The organism is Salegentibacter profundi (assembly GCF_054121475.1).
The window spans coordinates 26,438-53,401 of the sequence record NZ_JBSYGG010000002.1 but is presented as its reverse complement, the minus strand read 5'-3'; the positions used below and the strand labels follow the sequence as shown (position 1 = coordinate 53,401).

General features: G+C 39.7%; 20 protein-coding genes. 9 read left to right on the top strand and 11 right to left on the bottom strand.

Annotated elements, in window-relative coordinates; translation table 11 throughout:
• Positions 1–98: 98 nt before the first annotated feature.
• Positions 99–1,085 (top strand): GlxA family transcriptional regulator, encoded by a 987-nt coding sequence (locus ACW6NC_RS03045; RefSeq protein WP_457863714.1) that lies wholly within the window; start codon positions 99–101, stop codon positions 1,083–1,085.
• On the opposite strand, the gene ACW6NC_RS03040 is transcribed toward ACW6NC_RS03045, so the two are convergent.
• On the bottom strand, positions 1,082–4,000 hold the full coding sequence (locus tag ACW6NC_RS03040) for an FAD-binding and (Fe-S)-binding domain-containing protein (protein WP_457863713.1): 2,919 nt from the start codon (positions 3,998–4,000) through the stop codon (positions 1,082–1,084). The two genes, ACW6NC_RS03045 and ACW6NC_RS03040, sit on opposite strands and share 4 nt — an antisense overlap.
• 140 nt (positions 4,001–4,140) lie before the next feature.
• Between ACW6NC_RS03040 and ACW6NC_RS03035 the strand changes: the two genes are divergently transcribed.
• Complete coding sequence (locus ACW6NC_RS03035) at positions 4,141–4,644, top strand: hypothetical protein (protein ID WP_457863712.1); 504 nt, start codon at positions 4,141–4,143, stop codon at positions 4,642–4,644.
• 32 nt (positions 4,645–4,676) lie between these two features.
• Here ACW6NC_RS03035 and bshA read toward each other — a convergent pair whose 3' ends face one another.
• From bshA to ACW6NC_RS03000, 7 genes are all read right to left on the bottom strand, one after another.
• Positions 4,677–5,816, bottom strand: coding sequence for an N-acetyl-alpha-D-glucosaminyl L-malate synthase BshA (bshA, locus tag ACW6NC_RS03030; RefSeq protein ID WP_457863711.1), 1,140 nt, complete (start codon positions 5,814–5,816; stop codon positions 4,677–4,679).
• Positions 5,817–5,856: 40 nt separating this feature from the next.
• The gene (locus tag ACW6NC_RS03025; protein WP_457863710.1) at positions 5,857–8,784 is read right to left on the bottom strand and encodes a glycoside hydrolase family 3 N-terminal domain-containing protein; all 2,928 of its coding nucleotides are present in this window, start codon (positions 8,782–8,784) and stop codon (positions 5,857–5,859) included.
• Positions 8,781–9,266, bottom strand: a complete 486-nt coding sequence (locus ACW6NC_RS03020) for an ABC transporter ATPase (protein WP_457863709.1) — start codon at positions 9,264–9,266, stop codon at positions 8,781–8,783. Before ACW6NC_RS03020 ends, ACW6NC_RS03025 begins: the two co-directional genes overlap by 4 nt.
• An 85-nt stretch (positions 9,267–9,351) precedes the next feature.
• Positions 9,352–10,143: a (Fe-S)-binding protein gene (locus ACW6NC_RS03015; protein WP_457863708.1), complete on the bottom strand. Its 792-nt coding sequence runs from the start codon at positions 10,141–10,143 to the stop codon at positions 9,352–9,354.
• 41 nt (positions 10,144–10,184) lie between these two features.
• Positions 10,185–11,525 carry a 4Fe-4S dicluster domain-containing protein gene (locus ACW6NC_RS03010; protein WP_457863707.1) on the bottom strand — a complete coding sequence of 447 codons (1,341 nt, stop codon included), beginning with the start codon at positions 11,523–11,525 and terminating at the stop codon, positions 10,185–10,187.
• 10 nt (positions 11,526–11,535) lie between these two features.
• Positions 11,536–12,486: an MlaD family protein gene (locus ACW6NC_RS03005; RefSeq protein ID WP_457863706.1), complete on the bottom strand. Its 951-nt coding sequence runs from the start codon at positions 12,484–12,486 to the stop codon at positions 11,536–11,538.
• Positions 12,487–12,540: 54 nt separating this feature from the next.
• Positions 12,541–13,644, bottom strand: coding sequence for an N-acetylmuramoyl-L-alanine amidase family protein (locus ACW6NC_RS03000; RefSeq protein ID WP_457864065.1), 1,104 nt, complete (start codon positions 13,642–13,644; stop codon positions 12,541–12,543).
• Positions 13,645–13,844: 200 nt separating this feature from the next.
• On the opposite strand from ACW6NC_RS03000, the gene ACW6NC_RS02995 reads away from it, so the two are divergent.
• Together ACW6NC_RS02995 and ACW6NC_RS02990 are read left to right on the top strand one after the other, a co-directional pair.
• The gene (locus ACW6NC_RS02995) at positions 13,845–16,496 is read left to right on the top strand and encodes a putative LPS assembly protein LptD (protein ID WP_457863705.1); all 2,652 of its coding nucleotides are present in this window, start codon (positions 13,845–13,847) and stop codon (positions 16,494–16,496) included.
• Positions 16,497–16,508: 12 nt separating this feature from the next.
• Positions 16,509–16,892, top strand: a complete 384-nt coding sequence (locus ACW6NC_RS02990; protein WP_457863704.1) for a RidA family protein — start codon at positions 16,509–16,511, stop codon at positions 16,890–16,892.
• Positions 16,893–16,914: 22 nt separating this feature from the next.
• Here the strand turns inward: ACW6NC_RS02990 and ACW6NC_RS02985 are convergent, their stop codons facing one another.
• From ACW6NC_RS02985 to ACW6NC_RS02975, 3 genes are all read right to left on the bottom strand, one after another.
• Positions 16,915–17,283: a methylglyoxal synthase gene (locus ACW6NC_RS02985; RefSeq protein ID WP_457863703.1), complete on the bottom strand. Its 369-nt coding sequence runs from the start codon at positions 17,281–17,283 to the stop codon at positions 16,915–16,917.
• A gap of 2 nt (positions 17,284–17,285) precedes the next feature.
• Entirely contained in the window at positions 17,286–18,272 is a 987-nt protein-coding gene (pfkA, locus tag ACW6NC_RS02980) for a 6-phosphofructokinase (protein ID WP_457863702.1), read from the bottom strand.
• 129 nt (positions 18,273–18,401) lie between these two features.
• On the bottom strand, positions 18,402–22,739 hold the full coding sequence (locus ACW6NC_RS02975) for a translocation/assembly module TamB domain-containing protein (RefSeq protein ID WP_457863701.1): 4,338 nt from the start codon (positions 22,737–22,739) through the stop codon (positions 18,402–18,404).
• A gap of 162 nt (positions 22,740–22,901) precedes the next feature.
• On the opposite strand from ACW6NC_RS02975, the gene tsaD reads away from it, so the two are divergent.
• The 5 genes from tsaD to ACW6NC_RS02950 are packed head-to-tail and all read left to right on the top strand — an operon-like array spanning position 22,902 to position 26,944.
• Complete coding sequence (gene tsaD, locus ACW6NC_RS02970) at positions 22,902–23,924, top strand: tRNA (adenosine(37)-N6)-threonylcarbamoyltransferase complex transferase subunit TsaD (protein ID WP_457863700.1); 1,023 nt, start codon at positions 22,902–22,904, stop codon at positions 23,922–23,924.
• Between the two features lie 4 nt (positions 23,925–23,928).
• A complete protein-coding gene (locus ACW6NC_RS02965; RefSeq protein ID WP_457863699.1) occupies positions 23,929–24,636 on the top strand; it encodes a 16S rRNA (uracil(1498)-N(3))-methyltransferase in 708 nt (235 codons plus the stop codon).
• A 44-nt stretch (positions 24,637–24,680) separates the two neighbouring features.
• Positions 24,681–25,325 carry a DUF4159 domain-containing protein gene (locus ACW6NC_RS02960; RefSeq protein ID WP_457864063.1) on the top strand — a complete coding sequence of 215 codons (645 nt, stop codon included), beginning with the start codon at positions 24,681–24,683 and terminating at the stop codon, positions 25,323–25,325.
• The gene (locus ACW6NC_RS02955; protein ID WP_457863698.1) at positions 25,325–25,843 is read left to right on the top strand and encodes a TrmH family RNA methyltransferase; all 519 of its coding nucleotides are present in this window, start codon (positions 25,325–25,327) and stop codon (positions 25,841–25,843) included. The genes ACW6NC_RS02960 and ACW6NC_RS02955 overlap by 1 nt, the downstream gene beginning before the upstream one ends.
• Positions 25,844–25,903: 60 nt before the next feature.
• The gene (locus ACW6NC_RS02950) at positions 25,904–26,944 is read left to right on the top strand and encodes an AI-2E family transporter (protein ID WP_457864061.1); all 1,041 of its coding nucleotides are present in this window, start codon (positions 25,904–25,906) and stop codon (positions 26,942–26,944) included.
• Positions 26,945–26,964 lie beyond the last annotated feature (20 nt).

The following is a 26,964-nucleotide window of genomic DNA, read 5'->3' as shown; positions in this document are numbered from 1 at the left end:
GGGGGGAATGCGACAAATCTTATCAGGAATTTGTAATTTTATTGTTTATAATTGTGAGCGAAAAGCCATAATTTAACTATTGAATTCAAAGAGTATCGATGAAAAAACATATTTCCATCCTTATTCCAAGAGGGCATACAAGCTTGGTGAATATTGTCGGGACACACCAGATTTTTAATCAGGTAAACAGTTTTTTGCAGGCTCGGGGTAAAGAACCTCTTTTTGAGATAACACTGGTCGGTATTACAAATCCTACCGAGCAAAGCAATGGCCTATTTTCAGTGAAACCGGAAAAAATGCTTTCTGAAATCACCAAAACTGATCTTATTATTATCCCGGCAATACATGATGAGCCTGATGAAGCCTTTATTAATAACAAAGAATTTGTTCCCTGGCTACTCAGGCAATATAAGGCTGGAGCAGAAATCGCAAGTTTATGCGTTGCCGCATTTTTTTTAGCTGAAACAGGTCTTCTCAATGGCAAACAATGTTCTACTCATTGGATTCATGCTGATAACTTCAGTGCTCGTTACCCACAAGCAAAATTAGTGGCCGATAAGATCTTAACCGAAGATTCTGGTATCTATACCAGTGGAGGAGCTTATTCCTATCTAAATTTGCTTCTTTATCTGGTTGAAAAATATGCCGGTAGAGAAATCGCTATTCTCACTTCGAAAGCATTTATGATCGAATTAGATAAAGCGAAGCAATCTGCATTTCGGATTTTTGAGGGCCAAAAAAATCATGAAGATCATACCGTTAAGAATGTCCAGGAATATATAGAAAATAATTTTCAGGAAAAGATAAATATATGTGATCTCTCTGAACGATATGCCCTAAGCCGTAGAAGCCTTGAACGAAGGTTTAAGGCTGCAACTAACAATACTATTAGCCAATACATACAACGCGTCAAGGTAGAAGCAGCCAAACGCAGCCTGGAAAACTCCAGGGACAATGTCGGGGAAATCATGTATGAGGTAGGGTATTGTGATGAAAAAGCATTTCGAAATACGTTTAAAAAAATAACTGGTATCTCACCGATTCAGTATCGAAATAAATACAACCGCGCCCATATAAGTATTTAACTGACTAAAGCTTCTTTTAAAATGGTCACCGGATGCTTGGCCATACGTTTGGTGCCATCGTAAATCTGGTGGCGACAACTTGTACCATTGGCCGAAATGACCGTTTCTTTGGAGGCCTTTCTTACGGCTGGGAATAAAGTTTGCTCCCCGATGTCCATACTTATCTGGTAATGTTCTTTTTCATAGCCAAAGGAACCGGCCATCCCACAACAACCAGAAGGGATGATGCTCACTTTGAAATTCTTAGGAAGGTTTAATATATCAAAAGTTGTAGCTGTATTGGATAAAGATTTTTGATGGCAATGCCCGTGAATTTTAATTGTCTTTTCTTCAGCGGTAAAATGTTCCGGTTTAATTTTGCCAATCGCAATTTCTTTTTTTAGAAATTCTTCAATAATAAAGGCGTTTTCTGCCAGATGCTCTGCTGCTTTTTTATCATCGGCAAGACGAAGGTATTCGTCTCTAAAACTCAAGATAGCTGAAGGTTCAATACCAATTAAAGGGTGCTCACTGTTAATGATATCTTTAAAAATGTTGATATTTTTATTGGCAAACTCCCTGGCTTCCTCAAGAAATCCCTTGGAAAGATGGCTTCTCCCGCTTTCGGCATGATCGACCATTTCAACCTGGTAGCCTAATTTACTTAACAATTCCAAACAATCGATACCAATCTGGGCATCCAGGTAATTTGTAAATTCGTCATTGAATAAATAAACGGTTTTGAGCGGGTTCTTTACCTTTAAATTATCCTTATTCTTGCGATAGAAGCTACCAAGACTCTCTGGCGAAAGCTTAGGCAAATTTCTTTCCGGGGCGATTCCCATTGCTCTCTTGGCCAGCCCAGAAGTCAATTTATTGCTAAAAAGAAAATTGGAAATTCCTGAAACCTTAGAAGCGATTTTATTTAATCTTCCGTTATTAACAAAGGCCTTACTCCTTAAAGATGTTCCGTTTTCCTTCTGATACTGATAAAGAAATTCTGCCTTTAAAGCTGCTACATCCACACTGGAAGGACACTCACTCTTACACCCTTTACAGCTGATACAGAGATCAAATACCTCCTTTAATTCGGCATTATCGAACTTATTTGTTTTTTCTGAATTGGTCAAGAATTCCCTTAATGCATTGGCCCGGGCACGGGTGGTGTCCTTTTCATTTTTGGTTGCCCGGTAACTCGGACACATCGTCCCGCCTGCCTCTGAGGATTTCCTGCAATCTCCACTTCCATTACATTTCTCGGCAAGCCTGAGAATCCCCTGGCTTTCGGAAAAATCCATAAAGGTTTCAATCGGTGGTTCAACCCTATCGGGGGCATACCGTAGCGAGGTATCCATTGGTGCAGCATCGACAATCTTACCGGGATTGAAAATATTATCAGGATCAAAAGTAGCTTTGATATTCCTTATAAGCTGATAGTTTTTCGGACCTATCATCATCTCGATAAACTCTGCGCGCACCCTTCCATCACCATGCTCACCACTTAGGGATCCATTATATTTTTTAACCAGTTTAGCCACCTCCTGGGTAATTTCCCGAAAGAGTTTGACCTCCTGTGACTTTTTGAGATTCAGGATGGGTCTTAAATGAATTTCTCCAGCTCCGGCGTGAGCATAATAAACGGCATCCTGTCCAAAATTCCTCATGATCTGACCGAACTCTGAAATATAATCGGCTAGCTGGGGTAGTGAAACCGCAGTATCTTCAATACAGGCAACAGCTTTCTTGTCCCCAATTATATTTCCAAGTAATCCCAAGCCTGCCTTACGCAATTCCAGGGCCAGCTCTATCTGCTGGTCAAATAGGACGGGTAAGGCATAACTTAAACCGGAATTCTCCAGGGTTTCCAGAAGAGCTTTGGTTTGCTTCTGCAACTCATCTTGAGAATTTGCTCGCATTTCAAGCATGAGAATAGCCTGGGGATCACCCTCTATAAAAAATCGATTCTCCTTGTATTTCAAGTTCTGTTTTGTACAATCCAGGATCACCTTATCCATCATCTCGCAGGTAAATAAGGAATGTTCCATAGCGGGAACAACCGCCTGCATACAGGTATCTATACTGGAGAAATGAGCTGCGACCATAGCTGTAAGTGGTGGTGGCAAGGTATCAAGTTGCAGGGTGATTTCTGTAGTCAGGGCAAGGGTTCCTTCACTACCACATAAAAGGCGGCAAAGGTTAATCGGATCATTTGTTTCTGAAAAGACTTCGGAATAAATAAGTTCGTCCACCGCATAACCGGTATTACGACGGTGTAACTCTTTGGGTGGGAATTTATCAATGATCTCTTTTCTGGCATCCTCAGAAGAAAGCTCAGCAAATATCTTTTGATAAATCTCTCCTTCCTTGGAGTCCAACTTCAGTTTCTTCTGAAATTCTTCCGACGAAATTTCCCCGAATTCAGCTTCACTCCCATCGCTAAGTAAAACCTTCATGGCGATGACCTTATCCCGGGTGGTTCCATATTTAATGGAAGTTGTACCGCTGGAATTATTTCCAACCATACCACCTATCATACACCTATTAGAGGTGGAAGTATTGGGACCAAAAAACAAGCCGTGTTCTGCCAAAACTCTATTCAGGTCATCTCGTATCACACCAGGTTGGACCTTGACTGTTTTTTTCTCAAAATCTATTTCCCTTATGGCTGTAAAATATTTTGAAACATCTACTACAATCCCATCTCCTACACACTGGCCAGCAAGGGAAGTTCCGGCCGTACGTGGGATCAAGGAAGTCCTTTGATCTTTGGCAAATTTGATCAGTAGTTTTAGGTCCTGTTCATTTTTGGGATAACATACCGCCAATGGCAACTCCCGGTAGACAGAAGCATCCGTAGCATAAATTGACCGCCATAGTTTATCGTAATATAACTGGCCATCAATTTTTTGTGAAAGCTGTTGCAATTTTTTTTCCATAGTAAGCGGCTAAAATTACATAAAAAATGCCAAAATACTTAACAGTTTTTTATGGAATATTAACAATAGATTGGGCTACCAAGGCGTTAACATTTTGCTGTAACAATTAAATTTGCACAACGAATCTAAAAACTATGAACATGAAAAAATTAATTTTAATAGCCGTTTTCGCTATAGGAGCAAGCTTTGTAAACCAGACACAGGCCCAAAGTATTTCCGAAAATGCATTGGGATTAAGACTTGGTGGTGGAGATGGGATAGGTCCTGAAATCTCCTATCAAAGAGCCCTTGGAGGCCAGAATAACCGTCTCGAATTAGACCTTGGTTGGCGAAATCACAGTCGTTATGATGCTTTTAAACTAACCGGTTTATACCAGTGGGTTTGGAATATTGATGGTGGCTTTAACTGGTATGCAGGCCTTGGTGGTGGTGTTGGAAGTGTAGATGTTCATGACGACTGGCGAGATCGATATCCTAACGATGGTGCATTTTTATTTGTAGCCGGTGATATAGGGATAGAATATAATTTTGATATTCCCTTATTACTATCTCTTGATTTCAGGCCGGAAATAGGGTTTAATGACTACAATGTGACCAATGACCTTTCACCAGATATCGCTCTTGGGATAAGATATCAGTTTTAAAAATAAATCATTTTTAAAGGAAAAAGTGGAAGTTAATCTTCCACTTTTTTTGTTAAAGCCTTTTCATAAATCTCTTCGTATAAAGGGACTATTTTATTGATATCAAATTTTGCGGCAGTTTTCACCGCACCATTTTTAAAGGCCTTCAGGCGTTTTTCATCACTAAGGATATATAAGGCGTTTCTGGCCATATCTTCAATATCCCCAACATTGCTTAAAAACCCGGAGACCCCTTCATTATTTACCTCTGGAAGTCCTCCTGTATTAGATGAAATTACGGGTACGGAATGCACCATGGCCTCAAGGGCCGCTAAACCAAAACTTTCTGTTCTCGATGGCAATACGAACAGGTCTGAAAAACACAAGATCTTATCGATTTCATGGCTTTCTCCTACAAATAACACCTTTTCTCCAATACCCAGCTCTATGGCCATATTCTCAGCCATTTCTTTTTCTGGTCCTTCCCCCACCATCATTAATTTTGCCTTTATCTTCTTCTGGATTTCAAAGAATATTTTGATAACATCATCGATGCGTTTAACTTTTCTGAAATTACTGATGTGTGTAATAATTTTTTCATCCTCTTCAGCCATCATGGTGCGTTGACAATCCGTAAAAGAAAAACGTTCACACTTGGTAATATCAATAAAATTGGGAATCACCTCAATTTCCTTTCTGATCTCAAAGGATTTGAAGGTATCGGTTCGCAGGCTTTCAGAAACCGAAGTGACCACATCACTGTTATTTATACTAAAAGTCACTGCTGGTTTATAAAAGGGATGACTTCCTACAAGTGTTATATCGGTGCCGTGTAGTGTGGTTACCATGGGAAGCTCAATTCCTTCTTCTTCAAGCATTTTTTTGGCCATATAGCCGGCATAGGCATGAGGAATGGCATAATGAACGTGTAATACTTCAATCCCATGAAGTTTAACCATGTTAACCAGTTTACTGCTTAGTGCAAGTTCATAGGGTTGATAATGAAAGAGGGGGTACTCCGGAACATGGACTTCATGAAATCTTACATTGCTCGATAATTGATCTAACCTGACCGGTTGGCTGTAGGTGATAAAATGAACTTCATGACCACGCCTGGAAAGCGCAAGGCCTAACTCGGTGGCTACTACCCCACTTCCCCCAAAAGTAGGGTAACAAACAATGCCTATTTTCATTGAATTTTTATTTAAAGATACACTTAGTTCTGTTGATCAACTAGAAATCAATGGCTTCATAGATCACCTCCTGAATTTTTGACCTGACATCTTCCCTTATTAATTTTCGATTGTTAGAATCCGGGAAGGTTCTATTAGACAAAAATACATATACTATCTCTTCTTCAGGATCTGCCCATGCAAAAGTTCCGGTAAAACCTGAATGTCCAAAACTTGACATTGAAACACAATTACAAGTTGGACCGGAAGCCTGCAATTGTGGTTTGTCGAAACCAACGCCACGCCTTACATTTTCTTCGCAATAATAACAGGTATTGAATTTTTCAACGGTTTCACTTTTGAAATATTTTTCACCTCCATAGCGCCCTTCATAAAGAAAAACATGCATCATTTTAGCCACATCATTGGCGTTGCTAAAGAGACCAGCATGCCCGCCAATCCCCCCTTGCATAGCTGCTCCCTGGTCATGCACATAACCATGAACCACCTGGCCACGCCAGAGTTTGTCATATTCAGTCGGAACAATTTGTTCTTTTTTAAACCTTGTTAAAGGAAGATAACCGGTATAATTCGCCCCTAAAGGTTTATATAATCTTTCCTGGGTAATACTGTGTAAGGTCGTCTGGTAGTAAGCCTCCAGGTAATACTTCAGCATATAAAAAGGCAAATCGCTATACTTGTACCTTCGCCTGGGTTCCAGTTTGCTTTCCTTTATGATATCCAGGATCGTATCCTGCATATCATCACGAATATACATTTGATCGGCCACAGTCGTATTGAAATTCGCTGAAGGGGTTTCAGAGTAATAAACCGTTGAGGGTTTTCGCGTTACCTTGTCAATGGTTGGAACGTAAAATGGCAACCAGGGCTTTAATCTGGCATAGTGCATAAGCATATTCTGTAGGGTGATGTGTCCCTTGTTGGACCCTTCAAAAATCGGTAGTAAATCATCCAGACGGGTATTAAAATTTACAACTCCTTTTTCCTCCTGTTGCATGATTAGTGGAAGCGTTGCCAGGATTTTAGTTAAGGAAGCCAGGTCGTAGATCGAAGTATCACTGACCGGTGTATTTTTCTCATAAGTATGATATCCGAAATTCTTTTCGTACACCACCTTACCTTTCCTGGCAACAAGGATCTGGGCACCAGGGGTCATTTTCTTTTCGATTGCATCTTCAATTATGCTGTCTATTTTCTGAAGCTTGTTAGAATTAAGTCCTACATTCTCAGGTTTTCCGTAGGACATCCTGTTTAGACCCTTCGTTTGAAAACCTGTCCCTACAGGAAAAGCATTCCCCAGACTTACCGGTAGAATTCCCCGGGCTTCTATCCCCCCAAAAATCACCTGTGCCAGTTTCTGTTGAGCAATTTTATTATTTTGATATCCTATTAGGATGCCCTCAAGGTCCTGAGTCGGTAAAGGGGTTAAGGCATAGGGTCGGGTAAAAAGGCCCAGAACGGTGGTATTTTGACGGGCAATTTCATGGATCCATTCTATTTCCCGCACCGAGAATTTATAGCCTGCCCAAGGGTTTACATCCGGTTTATGAAAGCCTATAACCACGTAATTGTATTTCTCTAATTTTTCCAACAATACGGAAAGGGAAGCCGCACTTACCCAATCAACCTCAGTGTATTTTCTCATCTGTGCCAGAAACTCGCTACCATCGGCATTACCAAAATTCACATAGGCGATCTTTTTCTTAGAAAGGTCTTTAACCGGCACTACCGCTTTATTATTTTTAAGAAGCGTCAGAGAGTTTTCAACCAAATTTTCAAATAGTGCGCTGTCTCTGACCGTATTTAATTCCTCAATTATGTAGCCGGGGTTCACTGGTTTATAATCGTTAAGACCAACCTTGTATTTGGCTAAAAGGATCTTCTTAACAGAATGGGCTAATCGTGGCTCAGTAATGGTGCCTTTTATATAGGCATTGGTCAGGGTCTCTTTAGCTTTAGGAACATCTTCGGACATTAATAAGATGTCATTTCCAGCCAAAAAAGCTGCTAGATCGATCTCACCTGGTCCCTGGTGATCAGAGGCGCCTTTCATATTCAGGGCATCGGTAAAAACCAGTCCATTAAAACCTAATTGGTCTTTTAGAAGATCAGAAATAATATTTTTACTAATTGAAGAAGGTAAATTTTGTTGCGGTTCAAGGTCAGGTACATTTAAATGACCCACCATTACACTGGAAAGCCCCTCCCGAATTAACGGATAGTAAGGATAAAGCTCAATATTCTTAATCCTTTCTTCTGTAAAATTTACCGTAGGTAATGTTTTATGAGAATCGGAATCGGTATCCCCATTTCCCGGAAAATGCTTTGCACTGGACAAAACCCCTTCCCTGTGCAAGCCTTTCATAAAGGCCACTGACTTTTGAGCCACATTTTCCTTTTCTTCGCCAAAGCTTCTATTTCCGATTATAGGGTTATTGGGATTGGTATTAATGTCTACTACGGGAGCAAAATTTATATGAACCCCCATCCTTTTAATATGCCTGCCGATAGCCGCCCCGGCAGATTCAATCAACCTGTTGTCTTTAACAGCACCCAGTGTCATATTCCAGGGCAGTGCAAAAGTGGAATCAAGACGCATGGATAACCCCCATTCAGCATCCATTCCTATAAGCAAAGGAAAATCGGCAATTTCCTGGAATTCATTGTGAAGACTAATCTGTCTTTTTGGACCTCCTTTAGAAAAAATGAGTCCCCCTATCTTATTTTCCTTAATGAGCTTTCGGGTTCGATTGAGTTCACCCTCTGAAGCATTGGAATAAACATCGACCATGAATAACTGTCCAATTTTTTCATCAAGACTCATTTGAGCATATACGCTATCTACCCATTTGCGTTGTGCCTCGGCATCATTGGCCAGTAACGGGTGAGTGTGCTGTCCAATTGCATTAAAGTTGATAAAAATGAGAAATAAAAAAAGTAAACGGATTTGATTCCTAAAATTCATCATTTTATAAAGCGGTTGTGCCAGCTTTCGGAAGCAGGAACTTCCCAGTTATTTTTATATTCAGCTTTGTTATTTACCAGATTGTTGAAGACAATTGTTTTTGGAGAGACCGATTTGTTTTTGGCTATTTTTCTGAAATCAGTTAAAGACTTGTACGCCACGAATTCTCCCTGTTTATATGAGACGTTCATCTTATCCAAAAGATCAACATTGTAGTCTTTTTCCAGTTGTTGGATAAAAGCAACAGAGGCATCTATGGAACATCCCGAGGCAGAATTAACCTGTTGGTCAAGTCCGATAGTAATAAAACGCTTGTATTTAATATCGTAACCCGCTTTAAGCGCTGAACCGTGGACTGTCCATTGGGTTAAGAATTCATCTAACTTTGCTTTAATTTCTTGTAATTCTTCTTGAGTAAAAGACCGGTTGGCCTGATAAATCCAGACACGAGCAGTGTCTGGTAGATTTTCAAAGGGTACTAACATGTGGTGTAATTTTAGATAATCACAAAACTAATTGATTTCCTCCATGGAATTCAAATATAGTACCAGTTTTTAGTGTTAAAATCCCTTATATATCTTCAGCGGAAGCGATAAGTTCGGCCACGTCCATAACAGCAATATCATCTTCCTTGTTTTTGCTTTTCACTCCATCGGTCATCATGGTGTTGCAAAACGGACATCCCGCTGCGATTACTTCCGGTTGTATTTCCATGGCTTGCTCCGTTCTTTCAATGTTAACATCTTTATTTCCGGGTTCCGGTTCTTTAAACATTTGTCCTCCTCCAGCACCACAACACAAGCCTTCGCTCTTGCATTTTCTCATTTCGATCAGTTCAACTTCAAGTTTGCGTAGTAAGTCACGAGGGGCCTCATATTCTCCGTTACCACGCCCCAGGTAACAAGGGTCGTGAAAGGTAATACGCTTACCTTTAAATTTACCGCCTTCAACTTTTAATCTCCCTTCTTCAAGTAGTGACTTTAAGAATTGGGTATGATGCACCACCTGGTAGTTTCCTCCCAGGGCCGGGTATTCATTCTTTATCGTATTGAAGCAATGAGGACAGGCTGTCACTATTTTTTTGATTTCATAACCATTGAGTACTTCTATATTGGTGGCTGCCTGCATCTGGAATAAAAATTCATTTCCAGCACGTTTTGCGGGGTCTCCTGTACAGCTTTCTTCTGTACCCAATACTGCAAAATCCACTCCGGCGTTATGTAAGAGTTTTACAAATGCTTTGGTTATCTTTTTTGCGCGATCATCAAAACTTCCGGCACATCCTACCCAAAAAAGTACTTCGGGTTTCTTGCCTTCCGCCATATATTCGGCCATTGTTGGGACCTTAAGTGCATCTGCCATAATTGTATATTTTATTGAAAAATTTTTCTTCTTGATTAGTCTTAATTCTCACTAGCCCAGTTCAGGCGATCCTGTTGATTGTAAGGCCAGGGCGCACCATTATTCTCAATATTGGTCATCGCTATACCCAATTCATTTGGAGCTGCGCTTTGTTCCATCACAAGGTAGCGGCGCATATCAAGAATTATGGATAATGGATCAATTCCTATGGGACAGGCTTCTACACAGGCATTACAGGTGGTACATGCCCATAGTTCTTCCCGAAGAATATAGTCATCCAGCAATTGTTTGCCATCATCCTCGAATTTTCCTTTTTTATTGATAATTTCTCCAATTTCTTCTACCCTGTCACGGGTATCCATCATAATTTTCCTCGGAGATAATTTTTTTCCAGTCAGGTTTGCAGGGCATTCAGAGGTACATCTACCACATTCGGTACAGGTATAAGCATTGAGTAATTGCACCCGGTTGAGATCCATAACATCTGAAGCACCAAATTTTTCAGGTTCGCTCTCTTGCTCGTCCTCTGCTGGCGCAGCAAATGGATCAGCATCGGGATCCATCATCAGTTTCACCTCATTGGTCACAGCTTCCAGGTTATCCATTTCTCCCTTGGGCTGAAGTTTAGCGTAATACACATTGGGAAAAGCAAGAAGAATATGTAGATGTTTGGAATAATACAGGTAATTAAGGAAAATCAGAATACCTAAGATATGAAGCCACCAGGCTGCTCTTTCAATAATGATTAGCGTGGCATTGCTCATCCCATCAAAGATGGGTAGTAAAAACTGGCTCACCGGAAAAGCTCCTACGATACCCGCTTCCTGCGAATAGTGTGCAGCACCGTTTAACTGAAGTTGATAATCTGTAGCATTCATTACTAAAAACAGCAGCATCAGGATCATTTCGAAGTAAAGGATATAATTAGCGTCATTTTTAGGCCAACCTTTTAATTCCCTGCTTAAAAACCTGTAAATATTACTGATGTTTCTCCGGGTCCAAAATAGTATAACTCCAATTAAAACCAGCAGTGCCAGGATTTCAAAGGCACCGATAAGGAAATTATAAAACCCTCCCATAAAAGATAGGATACGATGGGTCCCAAAAAGGCCATCAATTATGATTTCCAGTACCTCAATATTTATGATAATAAAACCTACATATACGATCACGTGAAGAATCCCCGCAATTGGTCTTTTCACCATTTTACTTTGGCCCAGGGCTATTCGGGACATTTTAGCCCATCGTTCTCCGGAACGGTCGGAACGATCAATTTCCTTTCCTAATTTGATATTGCGAATAAGGCGTTTGACATTCCTGGTAAAAAACCAAATACCGGCCACCAGTGCCAGGAGGAATAGAATCTGTGATATTATTTGCATAACAGGTTGGTTATTTTAACGAATCCTGCGGCGGCTGATAGGGTCCTGGTTTTTTTCCAAAAACAGAGAAGTGAACGTAGCGCTTAGGATTCAGTTTTATATCTTGTAAAAGTTGGTCCAGCTGTTTTGTTGCTCTTTCAAGATTATCATATACCTTATCGTCATTAAGCAATTTTCCCGCAGTTCCCTGCCCATTACTAAGCTTATTGGAGACCGATTCAAAATCAGCAATTACATTTTCAATATCATCGGTGACCTTACCTATATTCATTGTAGAAAGGGTATCGGAAAAATTATTGAAGTTGGTAGACATTTCATCCAGGTTTGTAAAGGTCCTGTCTAATTTAGATGAATTATCTTTAATAAGCCCTTCCAGTTCATAGGCCGTTCCTTTAAAGGAACGAGCGGTTTCTCCAAGATCACTAAAAGTACTTCGGATATTATTCCGGGTACTATCATCCATTATTTTGTTAAGGGCCGTGAGCACAGAATCGGCACTAACGATAGAATTTTCTATTTTTTCCTGAAGAGGAGCTAGTTTATCATTTACCAACTCCATGATGCCTTCATCCACCTCACTCTTTAAAATATCTCCGGATTCCGCCATCTCAGGATCATCATAATCCGGAATGACGGCAAGAGATTTGCCTCCGATGATTCCACCTCCGTACACCTTGGCAATACTGGATTTAGAAAATTGAAAATCATTTTCAATGGTAAAGGTAACCCGGATCAAACCAGATTGGTCAACAAAATCTATGTTGGTGATCTGACCCACTTTCAGGCCGTTAATGGTTACCGGTGAGGAAGGCGATAATCCTTCCACATCATCATACATGGCGTAAAAGGTCCTACTCGAATCGAGTAGGTTTTTTCCTTTTAGAAAGCTGTAACCAAATATCAGGAGAATAATAGCTGTAATAGCTAAAAGGGCAGTTTTTACCTCACGTGTAAATTTCAAGAGCTATTTTTTTTGAATATGCACAAATTTAGAAATAAAAATAGAAAGATAGTTCTAATTAACCTTAGATTTTAACGCCTCATTAACCGTTATCTTTTTATCATTTTTAAAGGCTACAATGAAACTCGAAGGATATCCATTCTGTTTGGCTTCCCTATGAAATTCTTGAATTCTGCTATAATTGGAAGTTTCTCCGTAATAGTATTTATAGAGCCCGGCCTCTTTTTCACGATTTACATTTCTGAGCCCCTTAAAATTATAGGGTTTGGTTTCGAGTTTAGTACTTCCGGCTGCCAGTTGAACTTTAAAAGTAATTCCTTCATAATAGTCATTGGACTCGGAAATTCCGAATTCCCTGTCCGAAATACTTTCCAGGGTATTTAAATTAATGTTTTGAGCATATCTTATAATAGCATCAACAATGGCATTGGAAAGATTTTCCTGCCCTTTTTTGCTATTTAAATAGGGGCCTTCATGATTGTTGGTTAAAAACCCAGTTTCTATTAATACACTTGGCATCACCGCATTTTTCAGGACCAGAAAACCGGCTTGCTTCACCCCACGATTCTTACGTTTTAGTTTGTGGGTGAAATTTTTCTGAATAAAGTCGGCAAGAAGGATACTTTGGTTGAGATACTCTTCCTGCATAAGGGCCATTCCTATATACGACTCAGGAGAATTAGGATCAAAACCATCATAGGTGATTTCATAATCCTCTTCAAGAAAGATTACTGAATTCTCTTTTTTGGCAACCTCAAAGTTTTCCTGGGATTTATGGAGTCCCAGGACAAAAGTTTCTGTACCGTAGGCTTGAGAGTTATGGGCATTTAAGTGTACCGATACAAAAAGATCGGCATTAGCTTCGTTGGCTATTTTAGCCCGTTCATTTAGTTCAATAAAAACATCGCTTTTCCTGGTGTAGATAACTTCAATATCTCCGCGTCTTTCCAGGGCTTTTCCTACCTGCAATACAATATTTAAAGCTATTTCCTTTTCTTTGAACCCATTACCCCTATTTCCAGGATCTTTTCCCCCGTGACCGGCATCCAAAACTACTACAAAACGATCTCGTGGGGGTTTTTCCGTTTCAGAGGCAAATAGGTAAGATGCTGGTGTAAGAAAAATTAATACGAAAAGTTTAAGTAGGTTCGTTCTCATAAATACGTAACGCAAAATTTGGGGTGAATATTTTAATTACTATTTTTCCTTAAATCTCAAATCCAAGCTGAAAAAATATATGTAATTTTGAATTCGCAAAAAGCGAGCCATTCCGTACAAAAATAGCACTTAAAGCATTGCAACCAACTATACTTAATATACTTTTTTGCTCTATTTTTTTTCTATTTCCAGGTATCACTATGGCCCAGGAAACCGGAAAACAAGAAGGAATAGAGATTCCAGCCCAGCGTGACACGTTGGTCGGGATGGGAGATTCGCTTCCGCTTGCTCAAAGTATTAAACCCCTAGATACCATCCTTGGAGATTCCTTAATGCAAGATACTATAAAGCCGCAGGGAAACCAGCTTATTACCGACGTAGTGACCTATACTGCCAAGGATTATATGCGGATCAGTCAGAAAGAAAACCGTATGTATCTTTATAATGAAGCCCAGATCACCTATGAGGACATGGTAATAAATGCTGGATTAATCATTATTGATAATAATAAGAATGAAGTGTATGCCTATGGTATTCCCGACTCCACAGGGACATATTCTCAAACGCCGGTATTCACTCAGGCTAATCAAACGGTTGAACCCGATTCCATACGCTTTAATTTTGATACAGAAAGAGCTCTTGTTTATAATTCCAGGACACAACAAGCTTCCTTTAATGTTATAGGCGAGGTAACAAAGCGCGAAAATGATTCGGTCTATTTTATGAAGAACGTCCGCTTTACCACCTCTGAAGATGTCGAAAATCCTGATTATTTTTTCTATGCCCGCCGGATCAAATTCGTTCCGGATAAAAAGATAGTTTCGGGACTTGTTAATATGTATATCGCAGATGTGCCAACCCCTCTCGGGTTGCCATTTGGATATTTCCCCATGACTGAGGAGGAAACTTCAGGCTTTATTCCACCGAGTTTCGGCGATAGCCGCAGAGGATATTTTCTGCAAAACGGGGGCTATTATTTCGCAATTAGCGATTATGTGGACCTTATGGTTTTAGGAGGCTATTATACCAATGGAAGTTATGAACTTAGCACGGAATCCAATTATGCAAAACGCTATAAGTACCGAGGTAATTTCAGATTGAGATATGAAAATCAGCTCGAAAGCGAACGAGGCTTTCCAGATTATGCCGAACGGACCCAGTATAATATTCAGTGGACTCATAATCAGGATGCAAAAGCAAATCCTAATTCCAGGTTTTCTGCTTCGGTCAACCTAGGATCAAGCACTTATTATAAAGAGTCTGTAAATCAAGGAAATACAGGTAACTTTCTAAATAATACTTTAAGTTCTTCTGTGTCTTATAGTAAGACTTTTGAAGGGGAGCCTCAGATCAACTTAAGCGTTGCTGCCAGGCATTCACAAAACACCAACACGGAACAAATTAATATGAGCCTGCCAACGGCGCAGTTGAGCATGTCGAGAGTTTATCCCTTTGCCCCAAAGACAGGTGCAAAAAAAGGATTTATTGAAAACATCAATTTACAATATAATTTCAGGGGAGAGAATCAGATTCAGACTACTGATTCCCTCTTTTTCCAACCTGAAATGTTTGAAGGGATGAACTTTGGTGCACAGCATTCCATTCCCCTGTCAACTAACTTTAAGATTTTTAAATATTTAAGTGCCAGTGTAAATGCCAATTACAATGAGAACTGGGTATTTAAAACCTTTGAACGATCATGGGATGAAGCAGCCAATGTGGAGGTGATCGACACGATTAATAAATTTGATTCTTATCGCACATACAATTTCAGCAGTAATATAGGAACCACAATTTACGGTTTAAAAAGCTTTGGAAAAGATAAAAAAATACAGGCCATACGCCATGTAATGCGCCCCAATATTAGCTATAATATCAATCCTGCTTTTGATCAGTATTACGATAGCTATGAACGGATCAATCCGGCCAACCCACTAGAAACAAACATGGTTGATTATTCACGGTTTCAGGGAACACTCTACGGGGCACCGGGAAGAAGGTTTTCAAGTTCAATTGGTTTGAGTCTGAGCAATACCCTGGAAGCTAAAGTTCGTTCGAAAGACAGCACCGCAACTGAGCCTGAAAAAATAACCTTACTTAATAATTTCTCATTTAACACCTCTTATAATCTGGCAGGAGATTCCCTTCGCTTATCCCCTATTTCCATACGGGGAGGTATTCCGATAATCCGCAATAAATTGGATATCAATGTGGCCGGGAATATGGATATTTATGCTTTGGATAATAACAACCGGAGAATCGATAAACTAAATATTGAAAATGGTGGAAGCCTATTTCGATTTACCAATGCCAATGTGAGTTTTTCATATTCTTTTTCCAGTAAAGATTTTGATGGGGATGCGCAGGAGGACGACGAGCTCGAAAATGAAACATATAGAAACGGGGGGCGTCGGGATGATCTCTTCGGGAAAGGAACAGACCTGGACGGCCGGTTCTATGATGAGGATGACCTGGAAGATGACAATACAGAAGATCGGGACAACAGGTGGTATAATTATAAAATACCTTGGGATTTAAGGCTATCCTATACCATGACCTATAATAATAGTGCCCGACAAAATGAGATTACCTCTCATTCCATAATGTTCTCTGGTGATGTGGAACTTTCGCCTAAATGGAAAGTTGGGGGGTCTTCAGGATACGATCTAAAGGAACAGGGGTTTACCTATACCCAGTTACGATTTCAGCGGGACCTGGATAGCTGGAGAATGAGCTTTAATTGGGTGCCCTTTAGCGAACGGAGCTCCTGGTACTTTTTTATAGGAATAAAATCATCTATTTTAAGCGATATTAAATACGATAAACGGCGAGAACCAGACCGACAACTTTAAATAATAAACAGTATGAAAAAAATTATCAAAACCAGCAATGCACCAGCCCCAATCGGACCGTATAACCAGGCAGTAATGAGCGGAAATATGCTCTTTATATCAGGTCAGATTGCCATTAACCCTCAATCCGGTGAACTAGAAACTTCAGACCTTACCAAGGAAACCGGGTTAGTAATGGAAAATCTTAAGGCCATTCTCAAAGAGGCAGGTTTGAGTTTTGAAAACGTCATTAAGACTTCAATTTTTATAAGCGATATGAATAATTTCGGAAAAATAAATGAAGTGTATGGCAGGTATTTTGACCCGGAAACAGCCCCGGCCAGGGAAACAGTAGAAGTGGCAAACCTCCCGAAATTTGTGAATGTAGAAATTAGTGCAATCGCCGTGAAATTTTAATTCTCACAGGCTAAAAAGCTGTTTAAATAGCCTGAATAAGTAATTTCGCCGTGGCAGGATTAGTAGCCAAGGGTATATTATGTACGTCACAGATACGCATCAACATGAAGATATCAGGCTCATGTGGATGTTTGTCCATGGGGTCACGGAAAAAAATCACCATTTGTACCTGGCCTTCTGCAACCTTGGCAGCTATTTGAGCATCTCCGCCTATAGGTCCGGAAAGCAATTTTTCTACCTCAAAGCCCGCGGTTTCAGTTTTAGCTCCCGTGGTCCCTGTGGCAATGAGATGTATGGCCTTTGATTGTAGAATTTCCCGATTTTCATTTAAAAACTGAACCATTTCAGCTTTCTTCCCGTTATGGGCAATTATCGCTATTGTTTTCTTCATAATTAGGTGGAAAGAATATCGGAAATTCTAAGTAATTCCTTGTTAATTGTTGGTTTATCTTTTAAAGCCTTATCCAGGTTACATGCCTCTATCTGATTATTCATCATTCCCACCATTACATTATGCTGACCGTCAAGTAATAATTCTACTGCTTTGACACACATCCTGCTGGCCAGTACCCTATCAAAGCATGTTGGACTTCCCCCCCGTTGAATATGTCCAAGAACAGTCACTTTTGCATCATAGTAAGGTAGATTTTCCTTTACATAATCCGCCAGTTCAAAAACATTTTTTCCGGTTTTATCGCCTTCAGACACTACCACGATACTTGAAGTTTTACCGGAACGTCTACTTCTCTCCAGGGAGTTTAATAATCTATCGAGTCCTAAATTCTCCTCGGGAATAAGAATTTCTTCTGCACCGGCTCCAATCCCACTGTTAAGGGCAATAAAACCTGCATCCCGTCCCATAACTTCTACAAAAAATAATCTGTTATGGGAACTTGCGGTATCTCTTATTTTATCTACCGCCTGCACTACCGTATTCAAAGCAGTATCATAGCCAATGGTATACTGAGTCCCATAGATATCATTGTCTATGGTACCCGGAACTCCCAGAACTGGGATTCCATGTTCTCTATAAAGTACCTGACCACCTTTAAAAGTTCCCTCACCTCCTATAAGGATCATGGCGTCTATTCCTAGTTTTTTGATATTGGCAGCTGCTTTTATCCTGCCCTCTTCGCTTAAAAATTCCTTAGAGCGTGCAGATTGTAGGATAGTACCTCCTAGTTGAATGATATTTCGTACGCTACGGGCGTTTAGTTCAAGGTAATCATTTTCTATCATTCCCTGAAAACCTCTTTTAAAACCAAAGCATTCTACATGATAATAAGCGCAGGCCCGGGTTACAGCACGAATTGCCGCATTCATTCCAGGAGCATCACCCCCGGAGGTCATAACTCCTATTCTTTTTATTCTTGGTGACATATCATATTATTTAACAGTATAAAGCTACAAACAAAGCCTTAAATAGCCGCGTTTCTATTAAATTTTAATTTATCAAGAACTAAGAAGCAAATAGCCGTCTTTAATTGCCTTCGATAAGTTCCTAACCCTTCAATCGAACTGCGCTTCAGGAAAAGTTATATAATCTGGAACTATAGATTTTGCTTGTTTTTCCTGTTCTTCCCTTTCCTCTGATTTGACGCGTTCTTTATTAAGGATTTTTCGGATCAATTCCTTGAAAGTATCGAAATCAACAGAATAAGAAAGACCAATTCCCTGGGTGAACCCAATCTCTTCCCCTATAAACTGAATATTGTTTTCTCTATTAAACACCTTTGCCCTCAAAGAGCCGTCTTCATTGAGTAAGAAATCGATCTGTAGGTCCCCTACGATTATGGACTCTGTCACACCCCCAATAGGAACCCCCACCTGTCCATTAATAATTACACGATCACTAATTTGCGTTGAAAGGGTTAAACCAAATCTATCGACGGTTTGTTGATCCGGAGTTCGGTCCCCCTGTACATAATTGACACCAACCTGAAACTTCCCGTCCTCATCAGCAAAAATATCATTCACGATGCTAGAAGCCCTTTCCGCCAGAGTTCCCGTGATGGCATTTTGGCGTAAACCGAATTCACTGTAAAATGAACCCTGGGTAACCAGAAAAAGTGCCTGTAATTCCCTGCTAGCCCTGTCATCCATACGGTATTCCAATTCTGAACGTACCACGGAACTTGCATTGGGGAAATCAATTTCAAAAGTAATGTCTGGTTGAATAATTTCTCCCTGGAGGTCTATGATTACTTCCACCGGAATCTTTCGGTTAATACTGGGATTCTCAAGGAGAACGGCCGGGTTAGCATTAAGCTCGTATATCGCACGAACATCTAGCTGTGCCCGGGCAGGATTACCGTCCCAGTTAATACTCCCGCCTGATTCAACCTTAAAAACCTTTTGAACTAGCCCGGCATATTTAAAATTATAAACACCTTCGTAGGCCACGAAATCCCCCCACATGTTAAACTTTCCGTTCGTATTGATTTCCAATAAAAGGTTTCCTGCTCCACGACCGCGAAGGGTGCTACCACTGGTTTGGTCTACTACAACTTCCACTTCCGCATCATTGGTTACATCAAGATCAAAGACCATTTCAATCCCACTTACTTCCCTGGTGACAATATTCTCGCCAGCCATTCGCGCTGCTTTTTGCTCTGGACTTAGGAAATAGATATAAGAATTATCTCCGGCCGATTCAGTTTCATTCAAGGGGATTTTAAATACCGTACCCCTTTCGGTAGTGGCATTAACTTCGATTACAAGTTCATCAGTAGGGCCCTCTATAGAGGCATCTCCACTAATAAATGCTGTTCCGTAATACAGGGCATCATCACTGGCTTCGGTATCTAAGACCAGCAACCTATCTGTAGTGATATCCAGATTAAGCATCCATTCCCTGAAATTACGATGCCTTATATAACCGTCAAGAATTCCAGAAGTACCGTATTTGGTATCCTTAATTTCAATTTGGTCAAAATTGAATTGTTGCTCGGTAAGATTTATCGTGGCATCATCCATAAAATCCAAATCTACATTTAGGTATGGAATTTCAAGTCCCGCATCAATGAGGTTTAATTGTCCTGAAAATTCTGGGTTCTTATAATTCCCAGTCACCCCAGCACTCCCTGTTGCAAAACCTCTAATATTACTAATGACATCTCCCCCCAGCGGACTAAAAGCCGCCATATTAAAACGTTTCAGGTCCACATTAAGATCAATAGTGGGTTCCTGGCTGGCTACCTCAATATTTCCTGTGGCTGAAAGCGATTCAAATTCCTTATTTCTTAAAGTCGCATTTACCATATAATTGGTTAGGTCCTGATTACCTTCCACATCAATTACCAGATTGCCCAGAAGGTTGTCATTGACATCCAGGGAATCGATCCGTAAGGATGTATTTGGATAATAGGCTCCATCCTCTTGTAAAAGGTCAAGTTTTCCGTTCAGCACACCAGCCAGGCGTAAGCTGTCGATTTGCGGAGTAATCTTTCCGATATCCACATCATCAAATTCCATACTGAAATCCTTGTAGGTAGAATCCCGGAGCACCCCACTAAGTCTAATTTCTTCATTCTGGTGACTCATAACAAGGGAATCGATAGTAATATCCTTAAAATTATTATCAAAAACTATTTTATTGCTACGATTGCGGTCTTCATTGATATACCAGATATTTTCCCGAAACCGGATATCTGATCGCTGAACTCCGACCACCGATTTATTATTTTCATTTATGGTATGAAAAAGATTGATATTAAAGACATCATCATTTTTCTTACCGCCCTGGAATTCCGATCGGATAAAAAGGGTATCGCGCTGTGTCACATTTATAAAACTAAACTCTGAAAAATTATAAAAGTCTGTCGCCACACTATCCGACTCGAAATAAGTATTATAAATTGGATTGGTATTATCCACCCGAAGATTTACATTTTCAAACATATTGCCAAAGAGATCTATCCTTGGCGATTTGAAGGTGATCTTGAATTCGGATTCGTCCGATTCCACTCTACCCCTTATAAATGTATTTGGAGCAAGGGTTATTTTTGGATAAAAAACCTCTACGATTTTATTGTAAATATCGAAATCGAATTCCATAAACTGGTTACTGGTTATGGTTTCCGGTTCATAGTTGGTGTAGATGCTACCCAGGGAATTTTTAAAAAGATCGACAATTTCACCCACCTGGAAAACACCTTGTACCTGTCCGCTAATGACATCCGGGGAGTTAATTTCTATGGTCCTGACCTGCCTTTCAAAACTTGATACAATGCTAAAGTCATCAAAATAATAAAGATCATTTTGATTTCGGTAGGAAGTATTAAGAAGGAGTATCTCGCCGAAGGCATTATCTACCGTAGTACCTTTCATATTCATAATCACATCCCCTTTAAATACAGCTATACTATCCCTTGTCACCAGGTTGAGCTTATTGAGGTTGGCATAACTTACAGCAGCTTCGAAATCATATATGTTTATGTCTTCTGAAAGGTCCGCAAGTCCATTGAATTCCATTCTTAAGTTGGGGTCATTAGCCATAAGCAAGCCATTAAATACCGGTTGTCTCATATCACCGATAACCCGAATATTGGAATAATTATAATTATTGAATTCAAGTTGTGAAATCTGGCCTTCCAAACGTGCGCTTAAACTCTCCTGATCGAAACCAGTGCCGTCCACATTTAAATTGAAACTGGTTTTTCCCAGGTTTTGATTATTGAACAATCTTCCCAAATTAAATTCTTTCAAAATGAGGTTACCCTGATACGCTGCCATTTTTGCATTGCTAAAATTATCAAGGGTAAATGTGGTTTGGGCTTCCCCCAGCTGGGTAGTAAGATCAATATCAGCCTCAAGGGAATATTTGGTAAGATGGGCATGCCCCATCATTTTTATATTCCCAAAGGCGCTAATATTTTCTGGTAATTTTCCACGAAGGTCGCCTGGCAGTAAATTAATTAGATCGTAATAATTGGAGGTGAACTCGTTAAAATCCCCGGTAATTCTCAAATCCTCACCTGCAGGAGAGAATGCTCCCCTTACCCGGACCTGGCCATCCACGCGACTACGATCCATTCCCTTTAAATCCAAATCTTCCAGGTAAAAATCATTAAGGGTCCCATCAAATTTAGTATTAAATATCAGTAATTGATCTTCCCCAAAACTATCGTAAAAGAACTTTAAATCAGAGCTTGAAACCACAGATTCCTCAAATGCTCCCCTTATTTGTACTTTATTTGTAAAATCTGAAAATTCGCTCAAAGTGTAATCAAGCTTCAGATCAGCCTTTATCAGGGAATAAGGGGTTTGAAGGTTAAAATCCTCAAGGATCATTCCCGTCGGGCTATAAGTGAAATCTGAACTTAGATGATGGATATTAAAACCTCGTTTTTCATTACCTCTGATATTGATAATTCGAGTGCTTATGGTACTACCTTCTATTTCAAAGTCCTTAGTAAGTACAGCTAAATTGTCGAGACTAATTATTTCGGGGTTATCCCGGTTTTCATCTCTAAAACTATAATGTCCATTTAGAACCTCCACAGCACTGATCTCCATTTTAAAAACCGTTGAATCTCCTGTAGGTTCTTTTTTTAATTTATTAAGAAAAATGGCTAGGTTATCCCTATCCTCGTTAATATATTTTTTCATTTTAAGTTTTAACCCGTCCACCTGGGTAAATCCTAAAGAAGGATTCCCTCCTATGATATTAGAAAGACTTAATATGGAAGTTCTAAGTTGACGGGCATGCATAAGGGTATCGGCGTGGTGGTCTTCCACGAATACTCCATTGAGCTTAACTTTACCAAAGTATCCTAAACTTACCCTTTCCACCGAAACATCAACATCGTTGTTTTCTTTAAGGGATTTGGTGATCCGCCCGGCCACCGAAGTTTGTACTGCCGGGATAGAGAAAATAATAAGAAGTAGAATAAAAAATAAAACCAGCGCAACGAAGGTTCTAGTTAATATTTTCCAGAATTTTTTGATACGCTTTTATGTTTTAACTTTGTACACAATATTAACAATTTCTATGCCCCGTATTTCTTAATGGCTTCACAAAATATTTACATCTTAGGGATTGAATCTTCCTGCGACGACACGGCTGCGGCCATACTTCATAACGGTAAAATATTATCTAATGTTGTGGCTACACAAGAGGTTCACAGGCAATATGGTGGTGTTGTACCCGAACTCGCTTCCCGGGCGCACCAGCAAAATATAGTTCCTGTAATTCACCAGGCCATAACTCAGGCAAATATCGTTAAAAAAGATATAAATGCAATCGCTTTTACCAGGGGTCCAGGACTAATGGGTTCCTTGCTTGTAGGCACCTCTTTTGCAAAATCTTTGGCCATGGGCCTAAATATCCCATTAATTGAAATTAATCATATGCAGGCCCACATCCTGGCACATTTTATTGAGGAGGAAACTTTCGAAAAACCGGAGTTCCCATTTCTTGCCTTAACTATAAGTGGAGGCCATACCCAAATTGTGAAAGTATTGGATTTCTTCAAGATGGAAGTTATTGGAGAAACGACAGATGATGCCGTGGGTGAAGCCTTTGATAAAAGTGCAAAGATCTTAGGTTTGCCTTATCCTGGCGGTCCTTTAATTGACAAATATGCGCAAGTTGGGAACCCAAATGCTTTCGAATTTCCAAAACCGAAAGTTCCCGGACTGAATTTTAGCTTTAGCGGGTTTAAAACAGCCGTACTCTATTTTATTCAAAGGGAGACCAAGAAAAATCCTGATTTCATAAGCGAGAACCTTGAAGATATTTGTGCATCCATCCAGTTCTCCATAGTGGGAATTCTGATGGATAAGTTAAAAAAGGCCATTAAAGAGACAGGTATTAGCCGAATTGCTATTGCTGGTGGTGTTTCTGCCAATAGTGGAATTAGGAATGCTTTGATCGAGGCTGAAAAAAAACACGGCTGGAAATGCCATATTCCAAAGTTTGAATATACTACTGACAACGCTGCGATGATTGCTATTGCAGGACACTATAAATACCTCGAAAAAGATTTCGCCGATTTCTCCATAACCGCCCAGGCACGGTATAAATTCTAAAAACATGCAGCTCTTTTATAATCCTGAAATCAATGAAAACCTGAATAAAATAGACTTTCCTAAGGATGAGAGCAAACACATCATCAGGGTTTTAAGGAAAAATATCGGAGATATCTTAAAGGTCACCAATGGAGCGGGATCCCTTTTTTCAGTAGAATTAACGGATGCCAATCCCAATAGATGTAGCGGAAGAATAATTGAAACAACAAAAGAAGATCCGGATAATTGGTATCTGCACCTTGCCGTAGCGCCTACCAAGATGAATGATCGCTTTGAGTGGTTTCTTGAGAAAGCTACCGAAATTGGCTTTCATAAGGTCACTCCAGTAATCTGTGATCACAGTGAAAGAAAACATGTAAAGCTAAATCGTTATGAAAGGGTTTTGCAGAGTGCTATGAAACAGTCATTGCGCTGTCGCCTTCCAAAATTAAACGAACCGGAAAATCTGAAAGATTTCCTGAAAAAAGCTATTCCAGGGCAAAAATTTATTGCACATTGCCAGGAAGGAATGCAAAGATTTCAGTTAATGGACATGATCCAGGCTTCCTCCTCCGTAACTATATTAATAGGTCCGGAAGGAGATTTCTCCCCCGAAGAGATCGATCTTGCGCTGCAAAATGGTTGGCAACCCGTAAGTCTTGGTCATAACCGGTTAAGAACAGAAACCGCGGCCATAGTTGCTTGCCATACTGTTGTACTTGCCAATCAGTAAAAAATTAATTTTATTTCCTATTTTTATTAAAATCTAAGATTGTGATGAAATTTTGGTTAGGTATTGTACTTATTTTTGCAAGTATTTCTTTGGTGTACCCCCAGAAAATTGCGCTGCTTAAATATGATGGTGGTGGGGACTGGTATGCAAACCCAACTGCATTACCCAACCTTATTGCCTTTAGCAATGAAAATACCAATACTAGCATAGCATCAAAACCGGAAACAGTGAGGCCAGAAAGTACAGATATTTTCCAATATCCCTATATCCATATGACCGGTCATGGCAATGTCTATTTTAGCGATTCAGCCGCGGAAAATTTAAGAGAATATCTTTTAAGTGGTGGGTTTCTTCATATCGATGATAATTATGGAATGGAACCTTATCTACGAGAAGCTTTAAAAAAGGTATTTCCTAACAGAACACTGCAGGAATTAAGCGTGAAACATCCTATTTTTAATCAGGCTTATAACTTTCCAGCTGGTTTGCCAAAAATTCATGAGCACGATAAAAAACCGCCTCAAGCCCTTGGAATTTTTGAAGAAAACCGTCTTGTATTACTTTTTACCTTTGAGAGTGATCTTGGGGATGGCTGGGAAAGTCCTGAAGTTCACAATGATCCGGAAGATGTGCGTCTTAATGCCTTAAAAATGGGTGCTAACATTCTTAAATTTGCTTTTGAAAATTGATGCAGCTCATTCACCAACAATCTAAATTTGAAAAAAAGAAGTTTCCGGTAATATTATTACTTGATAATATTACCGGAGAGGCAAATATTGGAAGCATTTTTCGACTGGCAGATGCTTTTAATATTGAAAAGATAATATTCACAGGAACTCCTCCTAACCTTAACAGCAATAGATTGAAGAAAACCTCTAGGAGCACTCATCAAAGAGTCCCTTTCGAATTTAAAGAAGATGGTCTTAAACTTGCTGAGAATTTAAAATCAAAAGGGTATTTAATCTATGCTCTTGAAATTACTTCTGATAGCTCGCCCATTGATGATTATACCTATGAGCCTGGAAAATCTCTATGCCTCATCCTGGGTAATGAAGTATCAGGAATTACTGAAGAATTGCTACCGATTGCAGATAAAACACTGCATATCAATATGTATGGAGAAAACAGCAGTATGAATGTGGCACAGGCAGCCGGGATTGCGCTCTATGAAATGACAAAAACAATACTTGCTTTCAACAAGAAATAATATATTTACCTCGTGAATTCAAAAGCTATAACATTAGGAATCTTACGTGCAACCGGTATTATGGTAGGTATCATCCTGCTGCTCTATCTCTTATACGAGATTCAATCCGTTCTAATTTATATAGCGGTTGCAGGAGTAATCTCCCTGATTGGACGACCTGTTGTGCTGTTTTTAAAGCATCGGCTGTTAATACCAAATAAATTGGCTGTTATCATGGTGCTGTTTTTGGTTCTGGCAATGTTAGTAGGAATTGTGTTCGTATTTGTTCCCATTGTAATCGAACAAAGCCAGCATCTTGGTCAAATTGATATTGAAGCTTTCCGAAGTGATCTCAATGAACTTAATCAGGAGATAAATGATTACCTGGGAGTTGAAGAGATCAATTTAATCGAGGGATTGCGTCAAAGTGAATTTTTTAGGGATTTTGATATTGGGGGGATCCCTAGATTCTTAAACAATGTGTTTGGAATATTAGGGGCTGCCCTGATAGCTATCTTCTCGGTAATTTTCATATCCTTTTTTCTTCTAAAGGACAGTAAATTAATGTTAAATTCAATACTGGTTTTTGCTAATCGCGGAGAAGAAAAGAAATTTCAGCGGGTTTTTAATAAAATTAAAATCCTTCTTTCTCGATATTTCGTAGGTCTCTTTTTACAGATCACAGTATTATTTCTATTATATACCATATTACTAACCGTATTTGAGATTAATAATCCTGTGGCCATTGCCTTTATTTGTGCCTTTCTGAATCTCATACCTTACCTGGGTCCAATTTTCGCGGGCATTTTGATGGGATTATTCGTCATTTCAAGTTTTCTAGGAGCTGATTTTTCTACCGTTATTCTGCCAAGGCTGGGCTATGTGATGCTCGGATATGGAATATGCCAGGTAATCGATAATTTCATTTCCCAGCCTATGATCTTTGGAGCAAGCGTACGCTCACATCCGCTGGAAATTTTCCTTATCATTTTAATCTCTGGTTTGCTTTTCGGGATTGCGGGGATGGTTGTAGCGGTTCCTGTATACACCGCTTTGAAGGTAATCGCTAAGGAATCTCTTAGTGAATATAAAATTGTAAAAAGGCTTACTCGAGATCTTTAAAATCACGCACCCTGAATAAA